We start from the raw sequence: 16,305 nt of genomic DNA, 5'->3' as shown, positions 1-16,305 counted from the left end.
GGTACTGGAGCAGAACGGGTCTGTGGGGTGGGCGAGTAGCCCGGCCGCGGGCCGGGCTACTCGACGGGTCGGGGCAGGCCCTGCGCCAGCCGGGCGAAGACCTCCTCGAAGGCCTCGGCCAGTGCGGTCTCCTCGGGGCGCTCGCACCAGCTCTCCAGCGCGACCCGCGTGGCGGTCTGGGCGACGGCGGCGAGGAGGCGCGGGAAGAGACCTGGGGCGCCCGCTCCGCCGTCGTCCGGGCGGGTGGCCTCCAGCCAGTCGGTGATCGCGACGGCGAGGGCGCGCTCGTCCGAGATCTGCGCCTTGAGGCTGCGGTGGATGAGGTGGGGCGAGCGCTGGAACACCTTGGCCTGAAGGGTCCACAGCTCCTGCCGGCTCTCGAATCCGTCGAGCTCGGTGGCGAGTGCGTCCCGTACGACCTCCAGCGGCGCCTGGCCGGCGGCGGCGGTGCGTACGGACTGCCTGACCCGCTCGCCCACCTCCTCGTCGACCAGGACGAAGGCGTCGTCATGGCTGGGGAAGTAGTTGAAGAAGGTCCTGGGCGAGACCCCGGCGGCCTCGCTGATGGCCTCGACGGTGACGTTCTCGACGCCGTGCTCGGCCGCCAGCCGCACGGCCGCCTCGGCGATGGCCCGGCGGGTGGCCCGCTTCTTGCGCTCCCGCAGGCCGGGCGTGGAGGGCGTCGTCTTCGTCACATCGTGCATGGTAAGCAAAAATGCACATCCTGCAAAATTACATTTCGCGGCTCGCTGTCCGTCCGGGGCGCGCAGCCCTCCCGCTCCGTAACCCCGGGCCGCTCGTCACCCCCATGGCTCGCGGAGGTGCGCGCGCCGGTCGAGCGGTCCGGCCGCACCGCGCCCCGCGGTCCGCGTGGTGAGGGCGGCGCCTGCCGTGGGCGCGGGGCGACCGAGGGGCCTTCCGTTGCGATATGGCCGGTTATGCCTACATATGGTGAATGCGTCATCACCCGTAGTCATATGCGGTGGTGTGCCCGCACGGTCGGGTGCCGGAATGTCCGGGCGCGTCCGACTACTTGGAAGGACTGGGTGTGAGCACTCGCTTCGGCATAACCCGGGGGACGGCCCTCGTCGCTGCCGCACTGGCCGCGGTCGTCGCTTCGACGCTCTCCGGACCGGCGTCCGCCGCCGGGGACGGCGGCGACCACGCGCGCCGCTCGGACCACTGGGGCGTGATCGCCCGCAACACGATCGGGTCCCCCGTCGCGGACCTGAGGAACGGCCCGTACGGATCCTTCGGCGTGACCGGCCCGGCGGCCCGGCCGCCCTACGGGCGGGGCAGCCTCGGCATCGAGGTGGCTGACGCCTCGACCTCGCTGACCCCCGCGTCCGAGAAGGTCGACTTCGGCAACGAGGTCGACTTCTACGGCGACCCGGTCAGGGGTCTCCGGCGGCTCGGGTTCCATGTCTTCCAGACCGGGGAGAACGTCGCCTACGGGGGCGCCGAGAACATGCCGAACATCAGGTTCGAGATCGATCCGAACCTGAGCGCCCTTCCGAATGACAACTACTCCACCATGGTGTGGGTGCCGGACGCCTCCCCGGTGACCAACCGCTGGAGCGGCTTCATCGATGCCACGAGCACCGGCCACTGGTTCCTCAGCGGCAACGAGGTCCCCGCGTGCGGTCAGGCCGCCGAGTGCACCTTCGACGAGATCAAGGACGCCCTGGACGACGGCGGTGCCGGGGCGACGGTCCTCACCGCGGCTGTTGGCAAGGGCCGCGACCACATGTGGATCGGAGCCGTCGACGGGCTTCGCGTCAACCAGAGCGTCTACGACTTCGAGCCCGAGGGCGTCAGGACCCTCAGGGCCGGCTGAGACGGAAACCGAGACGGAACGCAGTGAAGGGACCGACCCCTGACGGGGCCGGTCCCTTCACTGACCAGCGGTAGCGGTGGGATTTGAACCCACGGTGACGGGTTACGCCACACTCGCTTTCGAGGCGAGCTCCTTCGGCCGCTCGGACACGCTACCGAGAGAGAGCTTAGACCATGCCGGGCCCTGGTCCGAAATCCGTTTACCCGGAAGCCCGCCGGGCGGGCACCGGGACGGCCTCAGCGCCCCCGGAAGAACGCCGTCAGCTGCTGCGCGCAGGCGTCCTGGAGGACGCCGTGGATCACCTCGGGGCGGTGGTTGAGCCTGCGGTCGCGTACGACGTCCCAGAGCGAGCCGACGGCGCCGGCCTTCTCGTCCCGGGCGCCGTAGACCACCCGGCCGACACGGGACTGCACGAGTGCGCCCGCGCACATGGTGCAGGGCTCCAGCGTGACCACGAGGGTGCAGCCGGTCAGACGCCAGGAGCCGAGCACGGCGGAGGCCCGCCGCAGGGCGAGGACCTCGGCGTGCGCGGTGGGGTCACCGGAGGCCTCGCGCTCGTTGTGGCCGGTGGCCAGCAGGGCGCCGTCCGGCCCCAGGAGAACGGCGCCGACCGGCACATCGCCGGACGACGCCGCCTGCGCGGCCTCTTCCAAGGCCTGGCGCATGGGTGCCTGCCACGGGTCCCGTACGGGATCGGCGGGAGGCTGTGATGAGGGGGTGGGTGGTGGAGCGGTCACCCGCGGACCCTAACGGACGGCTTCCAGGACCTCGCTCGCTCCCAGCGCGTCCGCGATCTCCATCAGAGCGTCGGTTCGCAGGGTCAGCAGATCCTTCTCGGACAGCCCGAGGTCGGCCAGCACCCCGAGGTCGCCGAGCGGCCCCGCCGGTACGGCGTCGGGGTCGTCATCCAGGTCGGATTCGGTGACAGGTCCGTCGGCCGGTCCGTCGGCGCTGTCCTGGGCTGCGTCGGGTTCGCCGTCCTCCGTACCGTCGAGGTCGACGAGCTCCTCGAGTGCGGCGATCTCGTCCTCGGCCCCCGGTTCGCGGCCGAGCAGTTCATCGGTGAGCAGGATCTCCCCGTACGAGGAGCGGGCGGCGGCGGACGCGTCCGAGATGTAGATACGGGGGTCCTCCTCACCGTCCACCCGGACGACGCCGAACCAGGCGTCCTCCTGCTCGATGTAGACGATGACCGTGTCCTCGTCCACCGAGGCCTCACGGGCCAGATCCGTCAGGTCGGACAGGGTCTCCACATCGTCGAGCTCCGTGTCGCTCGCTTCCCACCCGTCTTCGGTGCGCGCGAGCAGTGCGGCGAAGTACACCGTGACTCTCCCACTGGTCATAGGTGAATCGGTCCGACGGGAGGGCGGCCGGTGATCCGGCCGCTCTGGGCCCCGCCCAATCGGCATCGTGGCAGAAACAAGCGCGATGCGAGACCTCTTCGACCGTTGCGTCGGCCATCAGTTCCAGGAACTTGTTCCGGCTGACGGCGTTCGCCACCGCTTCGCGGGCACGGCCCCGGGGGTGGTTCCGGGCGGTCTCACCAGCGGAACGTACGCATCCGCATCTGTTGGCGCATACGGGCGGCGCGGGCCCGGCGGGGCTGGACCCGGTCACGCAACTGCTTCGCCTCGTGGAGCTCGCGGAGGAACTGCGCCCTGCGCCTCCGCCGGGCCGCGTCACTCTCCTGCGCGTCCGGCGCGCTCTCCTGTACGTCGGACAGGTCGCGCGCGTCGCGCACGGCCGGCCGCTGATCCCGCTGCTCCCCGTCGCGCAATCGACACACCACCCCAAGCCCGGGTCCGTATGTCCCCACCTTCCCCCCGAACAGGTGCTTGATGCCAGTGCGCACCGGCGGGAAGCCGCTCCGGGGCCCGGCTACTGTTGACGGCATGCGGATTCACGTCGTCGACCACCCGTTGGTGGCGCACAAGCTGACCACGCTGCGCGACAAGCGCACCGACTCCCCGACCTTCCGGCGGCTCGCCGACGAACTGGTCACCCTCCTCGCGTACGAGGCCACCCGCGACGTGCGTACCGAGCAGGTCGACATCGAGACCCCGGTGACCCCCACGACCGGTGTGAAGCTCTCGCACCCGCGTCCGCTCGTGGTCCCGATCCTGCGCGCCGGCCTCGGCATGCTGGACGGCATGGTGCGGCTGCTGCCGACGGCCGAGGTCGGGTTCCTGGGCATGATCCGCAACGAGGAGACGCTCCAGGCGGAGACGTACGCGACCCGGATGCCCGAGGACCTCTCGGGCCGTCAGGTCTACGTCCTGGACCCGATGCTGGCGACCGGCGGCACACTCGTCGCCGCGATCCAGGAGCTGATCAAGCGCGGTGCGGACGACGTCACCGCGGTCGTGCTGCTGGCGGCGCCCGAGGGCGTCGAGGTGATGGAGCGTGAGCTGGCCGGTACGCCCGTGACCGTGGTCACGGCCTCGGTCGACGAGCGGCTCAACGAGAACGGCTACATCGTGCCCGGCCTCGGCGACGCCGGCGACCGGATGTACGGCACCGTCGACTGATCCGCGCCTGCCGTCCGCCCGGGGTCGTCGGGCGGACGGGCTGCCGTGGCCGGTGCCCGGAGCGTTTGCCCGGCGGGCTCAGCAGCCGGAGGGTGCGGGGGCGGGCTTCGTCAGCGCGGTGAGCGCCGAGGCGGCGGCCGTGGGCGTGGAGAACGCCTTGAACTTCGTACCGATGATCAGGTCCACGTCGGCCGTGCTCCGGGTGTCGGTCTTCGTCGCGGCACCCGGGAGCTGGGTCGCGAGCACGGGGAAGGACCCGTTCATCGCGGTCGTGCCGCCGAGCAGCATGCCCGTGCCGGGCACCTTCTTGTCGTAGGCGGCCGGGGCGTTGTCCACCTTGCCGATGGTGAAGCCGCGCTTCTTGAGCTCGGCGGCGGCGGCCTTGGCCAGCCCGCTGCGGGGCGTCGCGTTGTAGATGTTGACCTTGATGGCGGCGGGCTTCGGGAGCACCTTCGCGGGCGCCGAGGCCTTCGGGGAGGGGCAGTTCTTCGGGTGCGCCGCCGCGTTGGCCTGCTTGTCGCCGCCGGTGAAGACGTCGATGAGCTGGAGCGTGCCCCAACCGGCCACGCCGAGGGCGACCACGGCGGCGGACGCCGAGAGGATCAGCTTGCGGCGGTGGCGGGGGCGACGCATGCGGGGGTAGGTGTTGCCCGTGATGCGGTACTTTCCGCCCATGCCGGGAGGGGTCAGCATGCTCATGGGCGAAGCGTAGTGCGACCTGGTGATGATGCCTACTAAACGATCAACCTATGACGCCCGTCCGTGCATAAAAGCACCCGAAAGGCCCGAAATGCTCCACGGGTGGGAGTGGCGGATTCGGCCCGGTTCGGGCGTTCAGCCCAGTTCGAGCACGCGTGCGTGCAGCACCTGGCGCTGCTGCAGGGCGGCGCGCACGGCGCGGTGCAGTCCGTCCTCGAGGTAGAGGTCGCCCTGCCACTTCACGACGTGGGCGAAGAGGTCGCCGTAGAAGGTGGAGTCCTCGGCGAGCAGGGTCTCGAGGTCCAGCTGGCCCTTCGTGGTCACCAGCTGGTCCAGGCGGACCGGACGCGGCGCGACATCCGCCCACTGTCGGGTGCTTTCCCGGCCGTGGTCGGGATAAGGCCGCCCATTTCCGATGCGCTTGAAGATCACACGGAAAGCCTACCGGGCAAGGGCCTCCCGGCGCAGCCGGGGAAGGGGACCGGGATGGCGGACGAAAGGCCATCAAACGGGATGAACTTCCGCGCGCTCGGCGGTGCCGGGACGCATGTGTGTGAGGGGTGCACCGGTGGACGCACGGTGACACCGGAGTGACGCACCGGTGAGCGGCACTCCGCGAGGCCCGGGTGCGGCCCGCGGAGTGCCGGCGCGTCAGGCGGTGAGGCCGTGTGCGTGTCCCTCGCGCAGCCCTCCGCCGCCGCGCTGCTCGTCCGTGGACGACTCGGCGGGGACGGGACGGGTCAGGGAGCCCAGATCCTGGGCGTAGGTGCCCACGGCGTGGGCGATCACGTCGATGTTGGTGTCGAAGAGCTTCATGCCGAGGTTGTCCAGGTCGTCGCAGGCCGCGTGGTAGCAGGGGTCGTACGCGACCCCCGCCTCTCCGCCGTACGTCTTTGCCTGCTCGGCCGTCTTGATCCCCTCGGCGCCCGTGTCCGTACCGCCGGAGGGGATGCCGACCTCGATGAACGGGCCGTAGTCGGAGCGGCCGGTGAAGTCTGTGCCGGTGTGCGGCTGGTCCCTGCTGTCCAGGAACGCGTTGATGTCCCGCTCGAGTTGGGCCGATCCCTCGGGGCCGGGGCCCTCGCCGACGCCGTCGGAGTCGTCACCGTCGAAGACGAACTGCGCGCCGTTCGGGGAGGCGATCATGTCGAAGTTGAGGTAGAGCGCGATCTTCTCGCGCTGCGCCTCGGAGAGCTTCGCGACGTACGCCTCCGAGCCCAGCAGCCCGTTCTCCTCCGCCGACCACCAGGCGAAGCGCACCTTGTTGGCGATCGGCCGGTGGGACTCGGCGAGTTCCAGGGCGACTTCGAGGAGTCCGGCGGATCCGGAGGCGTTGTCGTTGATGCCGGGGCCGTCGGTGACCGAGTCGAGGTGTGCGCCGAGCATGACGGTCTTCGCGGGGTTCCCGCCGGGCGTCTCGGCGACGACGTTGCGGGTCGTGCGTTCCTCCTGGAGCTCGCGGATCTCGAAGGAGACCTTCACCTCGCCCCCGGCCAGGTCCGCGACCAGCTTCTCGCCCTCCGCCCGGGTGAGCCCGCCGGTGGGGATCTTGCCGGCGGCGACATCCCCGAGGGTGCCGGAGAGCGCCCCTTCGGTGTTGTTGTAGATCACCGCGCCCGCTGCGCCGGCCGTGGCGGCGGCGGCCTGCTTCTCCGCGAAGGAGCAGCCGCCCCGCTTGATCAGCGCGATCCGGCCGGTGTAGGTCTGCGAGGCGTAGTCGGCGGCCTCGCACCCCGTCGTGTCGTCGGTGGGGACGGCGGTCAGGGCGGCCGTGATGCCGCCCTCCGCGGTGGAGGGGGTGTAGGTCATCGCCCGGATCGAGACCTCACGCGGGGTGGGGGAGACCACGGCCAGCTTCTCGGCGAGCGTTTCGGTGTAGACGAACTCGAACGACTGGTAGCCGACCCGGTAGCCGGCCTTCCGCAGCAGCCGGTGGACGTAGGCGGCGGAGGCGTCGTGACCGGCCGATCCGGCCGCCCGATGGCCGTCCGACGCGTCGGCTATGGCCTGGAACCGCTCCAGGTGCCGGTAGGCGTCCTTCGCGGACGCGTCCCTGACCAGGTGCCGCGCGAGCTTCGCGGCCTCCTTGGCGGGGTCGTGCGGCGGGTGGCCGCGGTCGGGGGAGGCTCCGAGGAGAAGGGGCGCGGTCAGGGCGGTGGCGGCCACGACGGCCAGGGATCTGCGACGGGTCGCGTGCACAGGAGTCCTTCCGGGGGAGGGGTGCCGATGGGTGGGGAAAGCTAGCGATCCGGCCGGTGTCTGTGAACGGGGACGGCCGCTCCCGTCCCGCCGGATGGCCGGATTCGGACGGGTGCCCGGTCCGGCGTCCCGGCCGCGCCCGTCTGCCGCCATGTCCGCGAAGTCCCGCTCCCGTCCGCGGGGCGGGCGGACGGCGCCGACGGCCGTCCGCGGTCAGGTGGAGCGGCTCGCGGCCCTGGCCGCGGCCTTCGCCCGCTGCTTGAAGGCCCGCACCTCGGCGAGCGACTCGGGTCCGGTGATGTCGGCCACCGACCGGTGCGAGCCCTCCTCGCCGTACGCCCCGGCGGCCTCCCGCCAGCCCTTCGGCCGTACGCCGAACTGCTTGCCCAGGAGGGCCAGGAAGATCTGCGCCTTCTGGGTGCCGAAACCGGGCAGCGCCTTGAGGCGATTCAGCAGCTCGGCCCCGGTGGTGGCGTCCGCCCAGACGGCCTCGGCCCGGCCGTCGTACTCCGCCACCAGGAACTGGCACAGCTGGTGCACCCGTTTTGCCATGGAGCCGGGATACCGGTGGAGGGCGGGTTTCTCGGTGAACAGTCCGGTGAACGCCTCCGGGTCGTACGCCGCGATGGCACCGGCGTCCAGATCGTCCGATCCCATGCGCCGGGCCAGCGTGAGCGGGCCGGTGAACGCCCACTCCATCGGGACCTGCTGGTCGAGCAGCATGCCGACGAGCGCGGCCAGCGGGCTGCTCGCCAGCAGCGCGTCCGCGTCGGGGTCCTGGGCGATGCACACGGTGCGGGCCTTACCGTCGTCGCTCTTGGTCATGTATTCGATGATCGCGAGGGTGCACGCGATCGGCTACTCGGTGCGGCCGTCCTCGGCCCCCTCGTGCACCGCCTCCTCGCTCGCGTGCCCGCCCAGCCGGGCGGCCCGCATCCGCAGATAGCGGGCCTCCGGAGTGCTGAGCGTCCGGCCGGCAGCCCGGCCGTAGGCCGCCCGCGCCCCGTCCAGGTCGCCGGCCCTCTCCAGCAGATGGGCCCGGACGGCGTCGAGCCGGTGGTGGTCCGCGAGGCGGTCCTCCAGGGCGGCGACCGCCGAGAGCCCGGCCCGGGGACCCCGCACCATCGCCAGGGCCACGGCCCTGCCCAGCTCCGCCATCGGATCGGCGGCGCGTCGGACGAGGATGTCGTACAGGGCCAGGATCTGCGGCCAGTCGGTGTCCTCGGCCCGGCCGGCCTCGTCGTGCAGGGCCGCGATGGCCGCCTGGAGCTGGTAGGCCCCCGCAGGCCCCTGCGACAGCGCCTCCTCGACCAGGCCGGTGCCCTCCTCGACTGCCGCCCGGTCCCAGAGGGTGCGGTCCTGCTCGTCGAGCGGGACCAGCTCGCCGTGCGGCCCGCTCCGAGCGGCACTTCGGGCCTCGGTGAGGACCATCAGGGCCAGCAGTCCGGTCACCCGCCCGTCCCGGGGCAGCAGCGCGCGTACGGCCCGGGTCAGGCGGATCGCCTCCCGGGCCAGGTCGGCGCGGTGCAGATCGCTGCCGGAGGTCGCGGTGTAGCCCTCGTTGAAGATCAGGTAGAGCACCTGGAGCACCACGGCGAGCCGCTGCTCGCGGTCGGCCGGTCCCGGCTGACGGAACGGCTCACCCCGCACCTTGTGCTTGGCCCGGCTGATCCGCTGCGCCATGGTCGCCTCGGGCACCAGATGGGCTCGCGCGATCTCGGCCGTGGTCAGGCCGCCGACCGCGCGCAGGGTCAGCGCGATCTGGGCGGCGGGGGACAGCAGGGGGTGGCAGCAGAGGAACAGCAGGGTGAGGGTGTCGTCGGCGGCCGGGGCCCGGCTCTCCCCCGGGGGCGGGGAGGTGAAGGCGTCGCGCGGGGTGAGTGCCGCCGCCCTCTCCTCGCGCCGCCGCCGCGCCGAGTCCTGCCGCAACTGGTCGGTCAGCCGCCTGGAGGCGGTCCTGATCAGCCAGCCGCGCGGGTTGCCGGGCCGGCCGGTCTCCGGCCACTGCCGGTACGCCGCGAGCAGGGCCTCCTGCACGGCGTCCTCGGCCGCGTCGAAGTGACCGTAGCGGCGTACGAGCGCGCCGAGGACCTGCGGCGCGTGTCGGCGCAGCAGGTCCTCGACCTCCGCAGGTCCAGGGTTCACCCTCGCTCCTCAGCCATGGCTCAGCAGGAGTCGTCCATGATCGGGCGGATCACCACCGGGTAGACGGGCGCACCCTCGGGCTGCGGGCACAGTCCGATGCGTGCGGCGATCTCGGTGACCCTCTCCAGGCTCTCGCAGTCGAGCACCCAGTACCCGGCGAGCTGCTCCTTCGTCTCTCCGTAGGGGCCGTCGGTGACGACCGGACGCCCGTCCGGTCCGGGCAGGACCGCGCGGGTCCGGGCGGGTTCGCCCAGGCCGTGGGCCTCGACCATCTCGCCGGATTCCGCCAGATCGTTGTTGACGCCCTCCATGAAGGCGAACATCTCCCGCATGTCCTTCTCGCCCCAGGCCGGGCTTCCCTCCGACGGGTTGCCGCTCATGGCCTCGTAGTCGGCCTGCGAGCCCAGAACCATCACGAGGTACTTCATGAGGTACTCCTCGGTCTCTTTCGGTCGCCGCCCCTTGTGGGCGGCTCTCACAGGGGACGTCGGAGCGGGCGGGCCGTTCTCGACACCACGCGGGGGGTTTTCCCGGAATCACTCCGCCGCGCGGGTCCCGCGCGGTCCCCCGTAGAGTTCGGCTGCGTCGTCCCCACCGAACCCGAGGTACCGGCCGTGTCCCCCGCACCACTCCCGCCCGCCGTCCCCGGGCCCCCGTCCGCCGTGACCGTCGTGGGAATCGGCGCGGACGGCTGGGCCGGGCTGCCGGAGACCGCGCGCGCCGCGCTCCGGGACGCCGAGGCGATCGTCGGCGGTGAGCGCCAGCTGGCGCTGCTCCCGCCGGAGTGCGCGGGGCGGCGGGTCTCCTGGCCCTCGCCCCTGCGGCCCGCCGTACGCGGGCTGCTGGCCGGGCTCTCCGGGAGCCGGACCGCCGTGCTGGCCAGCGGGGACCCCATGTTCTACGGCATCGGCCGGGCGCTGACCGAGGAACTGGGCGCGGGCTCCCTCCGGGTACTGCCGCACCCGTCCTCGGTGTCGTACGCCTGCGCCCGGCTCGGCTGGCCGGTGGAGGACACCGAGGTCGTCACCCTCGTCGGCCGCCCCACGGCACGGCTCGCGGCGGCGCTGCACGAGGGGCGCCGGGTGCTGGTCCTCTCGGCGGACGCCTCGACGCCCGCCACCGTGGCGTCCCTGCTGCGGGACCGCGGTTTCGGGCCGAGCCGCGTACGGGTGCTCGAACAGCTCGGCGGGACGGCCGAGGAGTGCCTGGACGGCACCGCGGACACCTGGACGCACCCGCCGGGGGACCCGCTGAACGTCATCGCCGTCGACTGCCGGACCGCCCCCGGAACCCTGCGCCTGGGAGCCGTACCGGGGCTCCCCGACGAGGCGTACGAGAGCGACGGGCAGCTGACCAAGCGGCATGTGCGGGCGGCCACGCTCGGTGTGCTGGCCCCCGCTCCGGGGGAGCTCCTGTGGGACGTCGGCGGCGGCTCCGGATCGATCGCCGCGGAGTGGATGCGCACCCATCCGTCCTGCCGGGCGGTGACCGTCGAACGCGACCCCGTACGCGCGGAGCGCATCGTCCGCAACGCCGACCGGCTCGGTGTGCCGGGGCTGCGCGTGGTCACGGGACGCGCACCGGACGCCCTGGCCGGGCTCCCGGTGCCCGACGCCGTGTTCATCGGCGGAGGGCTGACGGCACCCGGACTGCTCGAAGCCTGCTGGGACGCGCTGCGCCCGGGCGGCCGGCTGGTCGCCAACACGGTGACGCTGGAGTCGGAGGCGCTGCTCGGCGCCTGGCACCGCAGGCTCGGCGGCGACCTGGTGCGCCTCGCGGTGGCGCACGCGGTGCCCGTCGGGGGATTCACCGGCTGGCGCCAGGCCATGCCGGTCACCCAGTGGTCCGTACGGAAGCCGGATCGGGAGCCGGAGCCGGATGTGCGGCGGGCCGGCGCGGCCGAATCCACGGACGCCTCCGGAACCCCGGACGGACCGGAGCTCTCGCAGGCCTCGGACGCCCTGGAAACCCCGGGTGCCCCGGAAACCTCGAACGCCACAGACCTCTCGCACGCTCCAGGAGACGACAGATGACGGTGTACTTCATCGGCGCGGGCCCGGGCGCCGCCGACCTCATCACGGTGCGCGGCGCGCGCATCCTCGCCGCGAGCCGGGTCTGCCTGTACGCGGGCAGCCTGGTGCCGCGCGAACTCCTCGCCGAATGCCCCCCGGACGCGAGGCTCGTCGACACGGCACAGCTCGACATCGACCGGATCACCGTCGAGCTGGTGCGCGCCCACGAGGAGGGCCACGACGTGGCCCGGCTGCACTCGGGCGACCCGTCGGTGTTCAGCGCGGTCAACGAGCAGATGAAGCGGCTCGACGAGGCCGGTGTGCCGTACCAGGTGGTGCCGGGGGTTCCGGCCTTCGCCGCGGCGGCGGCCGCGCTCAACCGGGAGCTGACGGTGCCCACGGTCGGTCAGACCGTGATCCTCACCCGGATCGCCCAGCGGGCCACGGCGATGCCCGAGGGCGAGGACCTCGCCACGCTCGGCCGCAGCGGGGCGCTGATCGTGCTGCATCTGGCGGCGCGCTACGTGGACCGGGTGGTGGACGAGCTGCTCCCGCACTACGGGGCGGACTGCCCCGCCGCCGTGGTGGCCATGGCCTCGCGGCCGGACGAGATCATCCTCCGCGGCACGCTGGACTCCATCGCGGGGCAGGTCAAGGAGGCGGGGGTGATCCGGACCGCGGTGATCATGGTCGGCCGGACGCTGGGCGCGGAGCAGTTCCGCGACAGCCACCTCTACTCCCCGGATCGCGACCGCCACACCTGCTGAACGCCGGGCGAGCGGCGCGGCGTACGCCCGCCCGCCCGGTCAGCGCACCTCGCTGCGCCCCACCACGGCTCCCGCCCGGTCGATGCAGACCACGTCCACGGCCACCGGCGCCCCCCGCAGCACCGACAGGGCCTGGTCCCTGGCGGTCACCGCGACCAGGTCACCCAGCGGGACGCCGGCGGCGGTGCACAACTGCAGTGCGGCGAGGCCGGTGTTGGCGGACTCGATCTCGGCTGCGAGAGCCTCGTCCGCACCGCCCTCCCGCGCCAGCCGTGCCAGGAACACCTTGTCCACCTGGGAGCGGCCGGAGTGCAGGTCGAGATGGCCGGCGGCGAGCTTGGACAGCTTGGCGAAGCCGCCGCAGATGGTCAGCCGTTCCACCGGATGCCGCCGTACGTACTTCAGTACGGCGCCCGCGAAGTCGCCCATGTCCAGCAGGGCGATCTCCGGCAGCCCGTACTCGGCCACCACCGTCTTCTCCGAGGTCGAGCCCGTGCACCCGGCGACATGCCGGTGGCCGGCCGCGCGGGCCACGTCCACGCCCCGGCGGATGGAGTCGATCCACGCCGAGCAGGAGTACGGGACCACGATGCCGGTGGTGCCCAGGATGGAGATCCCGCCGAGGATGCCCAGGCGAATGTTCCACGTGAAACGTGCGATCTCCTCGCCGTCGTCGACGGAGACGGTCACCTCGGCATCGCCGGTGCCACCGTGCTCCGCAGCCACCCGGGCGATGTGGTCCCGCATCATCTGCCGCGGGACGGGGTTGATGGCCGGCTCCCCGACTTCCAGCGGCAGTCCCGGCAGCGTCGCAGTGCCCACGCCCGGGCCGGCGCGGAACACCACACCGGAGCCCTCCGGCAGAAGGCGGACGGTGGACCGTACCAGTGCGCCGTGGGTGACGTCCGGGTCGTCGCCCGCGTCCTTGACCACGCCCGCCGTGGCCCGCCCGTCGGCGAGCTCCTCCACCGAGAGGGCGAAGGCCGGGGTCTGGCCCTTGGGCAGGGTGATCGTCACGGGATCGGGGAACTCGCCGGTCAGCAGCGCCGTGTAGGCGGCCGTGGTCGCCGCTGTCGCGCAGGCTCCGGTCGTCCATCCCGGCCGCAGACCGGTGTGCTTGAGTTGGGCGGCGCGCCCGCCCCGCGCCTCACTGCTCATGGATGGACCGGTCCGATGCCCTTGCACATACTCGTCCTCGGCGGCACGACGGAGGCCCGTCGGCTGGCGGAGTCCCTGGTGTCCACCGAGGGGGTCAGGGTCACCAGCTCACTGGCCGGCCGTGTCTCCCGCCCGGCCCTTCCGCCCGGTGAGGTACGCGTCGGTGGCTTCGGCGGCCCCGAGGGCATGGCCGAATGGCTGCGTGCCCACCGTGTGGACGCGGTCATCGACGCCACCCATCCCTTCGCCGGAACGATCAGTTTCAACGCGGCCGCCGCGGCCCGTGCCGTCCATGTTCCCCTGCTCGCCCTCCGGAGGCCGGGCTGGGTTTCCGTCGAGGGCGACCGGTGGCACCTGACGGACTCCCTCGCGGGCGCCGCGGAGCTGCTGCCGGGGCTGGGCACGCGGGTCTTCCTCACCACGGGACGCATGGGGCTGGCCGCGTTCGCCCCACTGGACCGGACGTGGTTCCTGATGCGCTCGGTGGACGCACCCGAGCCCCCGTACCCGCCCCGCATGGAGGTCCTGCTGGACCGGGGGCCGTTCCGCCTGGAGGGCGAGCGGGAGCTGATCCGTCGCCACCGGATCGACGTCCTCGTCACCAAGGACAGCGGTGGCGAGGCGACCGCGCCCAAGCTCACCGCCGCCCGTGAGGCCGGCATCCCGGTGGTCGTGGTCCGACGGCCGCCGGTTCCTCCGGGCGTGCCGGTGGCCGGGACACCGAGGGAGGCCCTCGCCCTGCTGCGGGAGCTGGTGCCCGCCCTCCCGTGAGAGGCCCCGCGGGTCAGGCCTCCGGGTAGCGGCGCGGTGTCCAGACGATCTGCCGCCCGTCGCGCCGGGTCACCCAACGGGTCTGCGAGGAGCCGACGACGAGGACCGTCCGCATGTCCACCTCCATCGGATCCAGGTCGGCCAGGCGTACCGTCCGTACGCTCTCCGTCGGCCCGCCGACATCGCGGCCGAGCACCACGGGGGTGTCCGGCGAGCGGTGTTCCAGCAGCAGGTCACGGGCCTTGCCGACCTGCCATGTCCGGCTACGGGAACCGGGGTTGTACAGGGCGAGCACCAGGTCTGCCGAGGCCGCGGCGCGCAGCCGCTCGGCGATGACCTCCCACGGCTTGAGCCGGTCGGAGAGAGAGATGGTGGCGTAGTCGTGCCCGAGCGGCGCACCGGCTCGGGCGGCGGCGGCGTTGGCCGCGGTCACTCCGGGAAGCACCCGCACCGGGATGTCGGTGTACGCCTCCTGGGAGGCCACCTCCAGGACCGCGGTCGCCATCGCGAAGATCCCGGGGTCGCCCCCGGAGACCACCGCCACCCGGTGACCACGGCGGGCGAGGTCCAGGGCGAACTCCGCGCGCTCCGACTCCACCTTGTTGTCGGAGCCGTGGCGCCGCTGCCCCGGCCGCACCGGCACGCGGTCCAGGTAGGTGGTGTAGCCGACCACGTCGTCGGCGGCGGCCAGGGCGCCGCGTGTCTCGGGCGTCAGCCAGAGCGGTCCGGCGGGACCGGTGCCGACGACGACGACCTCACCCCGGCCGGGCACCGGCTCCGGGCGGGGTACGTCGATCCGGCTGGGCAGCACGGCGACCGCGAAGTACGGCACGGACTCCGGGTCGGTGTCCGCGAGTTCGCCGGTCCGCTCACCCGCCATGGTGGCGCGTTCGACGTACCGCGCCTCGGGAAGCCGGCCTGACGCCTCGAACGCCCGGCGTACCGCGGGGAAGGTCCGGCCCAGCTTCATCACCACGGCGGAGTCGGTGGCCGCCAGACGTGCCGTCAGCTCCTCCTCCGGCAGCGTGCCGGGCAGGATCGTCAGCACCTCCTCGGCCTCGACCAGCGGGGTGCCGAGGCGGGCGGCGGCGGCGCTGACCGAGGTGACACCCGGGACGACCTCGGTGGCGTACCGGTCGGCGAGCCTCTTGTGCATGTGCTGGTAGGAGCCGTAGAAGAGCGGGTCGCCCTCGGCGAGCACGGCGACGGTGCGCCCCGCGTCGAGGTGAGCGGCCAGCCGGGCGGCCGCCTCCGCGTAGAACTCGTCCAGCGCCCCCCGGTAGCCGCCGGGATGGTCGGTGGTCTCCGTCGTGACGGGGTAGACCAGCGCCTCCTCGATGTGGTCGGGGCGGATGTACCGCTCCGCGATCGAGCGGGCGATGGAGCGTCCGTGCCGTGCGGAGTGGTAGGCGACGACATCCGCCTCACCGATGACCTCCACGGCCCGCACGGTCATCAGCGCGGGATCGCCCGGGCCGAGGCCGACGCCGTACAGCCGGCCGGCCCCGCCCGTGGTGTGCTGCTGCTCGGGCACGGTCACTCCTCCTCGCTGGCGATCGCGTTGAGGGCGGCCGCGGCGATGGCGCTGCCCCCGCGACGGCCCCGTACGACGAGGTGCTCGAGACCGGACGCGTGGGCGGCCAGGGCTTCCTTGGACTCCGCGGCCCCGATGAAGCCGACCGGCACACCGATGACGGCGGCGGGACGCGGGGCGCCCTCCTCGATCATCTCCAGCAGCCGGAAGAGCGCGGTGGGCGCGTTGCCTACGGCGACGACCGCACCCTCCAGCCGGTCCCGCCACAGCTCGAGCGCCGCTGCGCTGCGGGTGGTGCCGAGTTCCGCGGCCAGACCGGGCACGGAGGGGTCGGAGAGGGTGCAGATCACCTCGTTGTCCGCGGGCAGCCGCTTGCGGGTGACCCCGCTGGCGACCATCGCCACGTCGCAGAGGATCGGCGCTCCGGAGCGCAGCGCGGCGCGGGCGTCGGCGACCGCGTTCGGTGAGAAGGCCAGATCACGTACGAGATCGACCATGCCGCAGGCGTGGATCATGCGGACGGCCACCTGGCTCACGTCCGCGGGCAGTCCCGCCAGATCCGCCTCCGCGCGGATGGTGGCGAAGGACTGGCGGTAGATCGCCGGTCCGTCCTTCTCGTACTGATGCACAGTGCTGTCGCTTTCTCGGTCGTCTG

18 protein-coding genes and 1 tRNA gene are annotated in these 16,305 nt (G+C 72.8%); 5 read left to right on the top strand and 14 right to left on the bottom strand.

The genetic code is table 11. The annotated features are described in order from the left end of the window. Positions 1 to 56: 56 nt before the first annotated feature. Positions 57 to 704, bottom strand: a complete 648-nt coding sequence (locus tag ACGFNN_RS33850) for a TetR/AcrR family transcriptional regulator (protein ID WP_393561766.1) — start codon at positions 702 to 704, stop codon at positions 57 to 59. A 344-nt stretch (positions 705 to 1,048) separates the two neighbouring features. Here ACGFNN_RS33850 and ACGFNN_RS33845 point away from each other — a divergent pair, with 344 nt between their 5' ends. Next, positions 1,049 to 1,837 carry a hypothetical protein gene (locus tag ACGFNN_RS33845; protein ID WP_393561764.1) on the top strand — a complete coding sequence of 263 codons (789 nt, stop codon included), beginning with the start codon at positions 1,049 to 1,051 and terminating at the stop codon, positions 1,835 to 1,837. Positions 1,838 to 1,905: 68 nt separating this feature from the next. Here ACGFNN_RS33845 and ACGFNN_RS33840 read toward each other — a convergent pair. The 4 genes from ACGFNN_RS33840 to ACGFNN_RS33825 all read right to left on the bottom strand — a co-directional run bounded on the left by ACGFNN_RS33840 (position 1,906) and on the right by ACGFNN_RS33825 (position 3,578). After that, a tRNA-Ser gene (locus ACGFNN_RS33840) sits at positions 1,906 to 1,993 on the bottom strand. An 80-nt stretch (positions 1,994 to 2,073) separates the two neighbouring features. Next, positions 2,074 to 2,502: a tRNA adenosine(34) deaminase TadA gene (tadA, locus tag ACGFNN_RS33835; protein ID WP_393561785.1), complete on the bottom strand. Its 429-nt coding sequence runs from the start codon at positions 2,500 to 2,502 to the stop codon at positions 2,074 to 2,076. A gap of 81 nt (positions 2,503 to 2,583) precedes the next feature. Next, positions 2,584 to 3,159: a hypothetical protein gene (locus tag ACGFNN_RS33830; protein WP_393561784.1), complete on the bottom strand. Its 576-nt coding sequence runs from the start codon at positions 3,157 to 3,159 to the stop codon at positions 2,584 to 2,586. Between the two features lie 218 nt (positions 3,160 to 3,377). Further along, positions 3,378 to 3,578, bottom strand: a complete 201-nt coding sequence (locus ACGFNN_RS33825; protein ID WP_393561762.1) for a hypothetical protein — start codon at positions 3,576 to 3,578, stop codon at positions 3,378 to 3,380. 151 nt (positions 3,579 to 3,729) lie between these two features. Between ACGFNN_RS33825 and upp the strand changes: the two genes are divergently transcribed. Beyond that, positions 3,730 to 4,365: a uracil phosphoribosyltransferase gene (upp, locus tag ACGFNN_RS33820; protein WP_030929764.1), complete on the top strand. Its 636-nt coding sequence runs from the start codon at positions 3,730 to 3,732 to the stop codon at positions 4,363 to 4,365. Between the two features lie 78 nt (positions 4,366 to 4,443). On the opposite strand, the gene ACGFNN_RS33815 is transcribed toward upp, so the two are convergent. The 6 genes from ACGFNN_RS33815 to ACGFNN_RS33790 all read right to left on the bottom strand — a co-directional run bounded on the left by ACGFNN_RS33815 (position 4,444) and on the right by ACGFNN_RS33790 (position 9,836). Further along, complete coding sequence (locus ACGFNN_RS33815; protein ID WP_393561782.1) at positions 4,444 to 5,040, bottom strand: LytR C-terminal domain-containing protein; 597 nt, start codon at positions 5,038 to 5,040, stop codon at positions 4,444 to 4,446. A gap of 159 nt (positions 5,041 to 5,199) precedes the next feature. Beyond that, positions 5,200 to 5,496, bottom strand: a complete 297-nt coding sequence (locus ACGFNN_RS33810; protein ID WP_003955420.1) for a type II toxin-antitoxin system VapB family antitoxin — start codon at positions 5,494 to 5,496, stop codon at positions 5,200 to 5,202. Between the two features lie 219 nt (positions 5,497 to 5,715). Then, a complete protein-coding gene (locus ACGFNN_RS33805) occupies positions 5,716 to 7,263 on the bottom strand; it encodes a M28 family metallopeptidase (RefSeq protein ID WP_393561760.1) in 1,548 nt (515 codons plus the stop codon). A 213-nt stretch (positions 7,264 to 7,476) separates the two neighbouring features. Then, positions 7,477 to 8,088 carry an HhH-GPD-type base excision DNA repair protein gene (locus ACGFNN_RS33800; protein WP_393561758.1) on the bottom strand — a complete coding sequence of 204 codons (612 nt, stop codon included), beginning with the start codon at positions 8,086 to 8,088 and terminating at the stop codon, positions 7,477 to 7,479. Positions 8,089 to 8,121: 33 nt separating this feature from the next. Further along, positions 8,122 to 9,408 carry an RNA polymerase sigma factor gene (locus tag ACGFNN_RS33795; RefSeq protein WP_393561756.1) on the bottom strand — a complete coding sequence of 429 codons (1,287 nt, stop codon included), beginning with the start codon at positions 9,406 to 9,408 and terminating at the stop codon, positions 8,122 to 8,124. A 20-nt stretch (positions 9,409 to 9,428) separates the two neighbouring features. Beyond that, positions 9,429 to 9,836 carry a YciI family protein gene (locus tag ACGFNN_RS33790; protein WP_362551195.1) on the bottom strand — a complete coding sequence of 136 codons (408 nt, stop codon included), beginning with the start codon at positions 9,834 to 9,836 and terminating at the stop codon, positions 9,429 to 9,431. 186 nt (positions 9,837 to 10,022) lie between these two features. Here ACGFNN_RS33790 and cbiE point away from each other — a divergent pair, with 186 nt between their 5' ends. Continuing rightward, on the top strand, positions 10,023 to 11,441 hold the full coding sequence (gene cbiE / locus ACGFNN_RS33785) for a precorrin-6y C5,15-methyltransferase (decarboxylating) subunit CbiE (protein ID WP_393561754.1): 1,419 nt from the start codon (positions 10,023 to 10,025) through the stop codon (positions 11,439 to 11,441). Further along, positions 11,438 to 12,187: a precorrin-4 C(11)-methyltransferase gene (gene cobM, locus ACGFNN_RS33780; RefSeq protein ID WP_393561752.1), complete on the top strand. Its 750-nt coding sequence runs from the start codon at positions 11,438 to 11,440 to the stop codon at positions 12,185 to 12,187. Before cbiE ends, cobM begins: the two co-directional genes overlap by 4 nt. Positions 12,188 to 12,226: 39 nt before the next feature. Here cobM and ACGFNN_RS33775 read toward each other — a convergent pair whose 3' ends face one another. Beyond that, positions 12,227 to 13,345, bottom strand: coding sequence for a cobalt-precorrin-5B (C(1))-methyltransferase (locus tag ACGFNN_RS33775; protein WP_393561750.1), 1,119 nt, complete (start codon positions 13,343 to 13,345; stop codon positions 12,227 to 12,229). 15 nt (positions 13,346 to 13,360) lie between these two features. On the opposite strand from ACGFNN_RS33775, the gene ACGFNN_RS33770 reads away from it, so the two are divergent. Then, entirely contained in the window at positions 13,361 to 14,116 is a 756-nt protein-coding gene (locus ACGFNN_RS33770; RefSeq protein WP_393561748.1) for a cobalt-precorrin-6A reductase, read from the top strand. A 13-nt stretch (positions 14,117 to 14,129) separates the two neighbouring features. On the opposite strand, the gene cobJ is transcribed toward ACGFNN_RS33770, so the two are convergent. Together cobJ and ACGFNN_RS33760 are read right to left on the bottom strand one after the other, a co-directional pair. After that, positions 14,130 to 15,656 carry a precorrin-3B C(17)-methyltransferase gene (cobJ, locus tag ACGFNN_RS33765; protein WP_393561746.1) on the bottom strand — a complete coding sequence of 509 codons (1,527 nt, stop codon included), beginning with the start codon at positions 15,654 to 15,656 and terminating at the stop codon, positions 14,130 to 14,132. Beyond that, complete coding sequence (locus ACGFNN_RS33760) at positions 15,653 to 16,279, bottom strand: precorrin-8X methylmutase (RefSeq protein ID WP_393561744.1); 627 nt, start codon at positions 16,277 to 16,279, stop codon at positions 15,653 to 15,655. The genes cobJ and ACGFNN_RS33760 overlap by 4 nt, the downstream gene beginning before the upstream one ends. Positions 16,280 to 16,305: the final 26 nt, after the last annotated feature.

The organism is Streptomyces sp. NPDC048590, assembly GCF_043199535.1.
GTDB lineage: Bacteria > Actinomycetota > Actinomycetes > Streptomycetales > Streptomycetaceae > Streptomyces.
The sequence above is the reverse complement of the archived record's forward strand: the minus strand, read 5'-3'. Positions and strand labels throughout refer to the sequence as shown.

Coding starts and splice junctions, on each gene's coding strand:
- ACGFNN_RS33850 (WP_393561766.1), bottom strand. CDS start 704: ATGCACGATGTGACGAAGACGACGCCCTCCACGCCCGGCCTGCGGGAG.
- tadA (WP_393561785.1), bottom strand. CDS start 2,502: ATGCGCCAGGCCTTGGAAGAGGCCGCGCAGGCGGCGTCGTCCGGCGAT.
- upp (WP_030929764.1), top strand. CDS start 3,730: ATGCGGATTCACGTCGTCGACCACCCGTTGGTGGCGCACAAGCTGACC.
- ACGFNN_RS33815 (WP_393561782.1), bottom strand. CDS start 5,040: ATGGGCGGAAAGTACCGCATCACGGGCAACACCTACCCCCGCATGCGT.
- ACGFNN_RS33800 (WP_393561758.1), bottom strand. CDS start 8,088: ATGACCAAGAGCGACGACGGTAAGGCCCGCACCGTGTGCATCGCCCAG.
- ACGFNN_RS33790 (WP_362551195.1), bottom strand. CDS start 9,836: ATGAAGTACCTCGTGATGGTTCTGGGCTCGCAGGCCGACTACGAGGCC.
- cobM (WP_393561752.1), top strand. CDS start 11,438: ATGACGGTGTACTTCATCGGCGCGGGCCCGGGCGCCGCCGACCTCATC.
- ACGFNN_RS33775 (WP_393561750.1), bottom strand. CDS start 13,345: ATGAGCAGTGAGGCGCGGGGCGGGCGCGCCGCCCAACTCAAGCACACC.
- ACGFNN_RS33770 (WP_393561748.1), top strand. CDS start 13,361: ATGCCCTTGCACATACTCGTCCTCGGCGGCACGACGGAGGCCCGTCGG.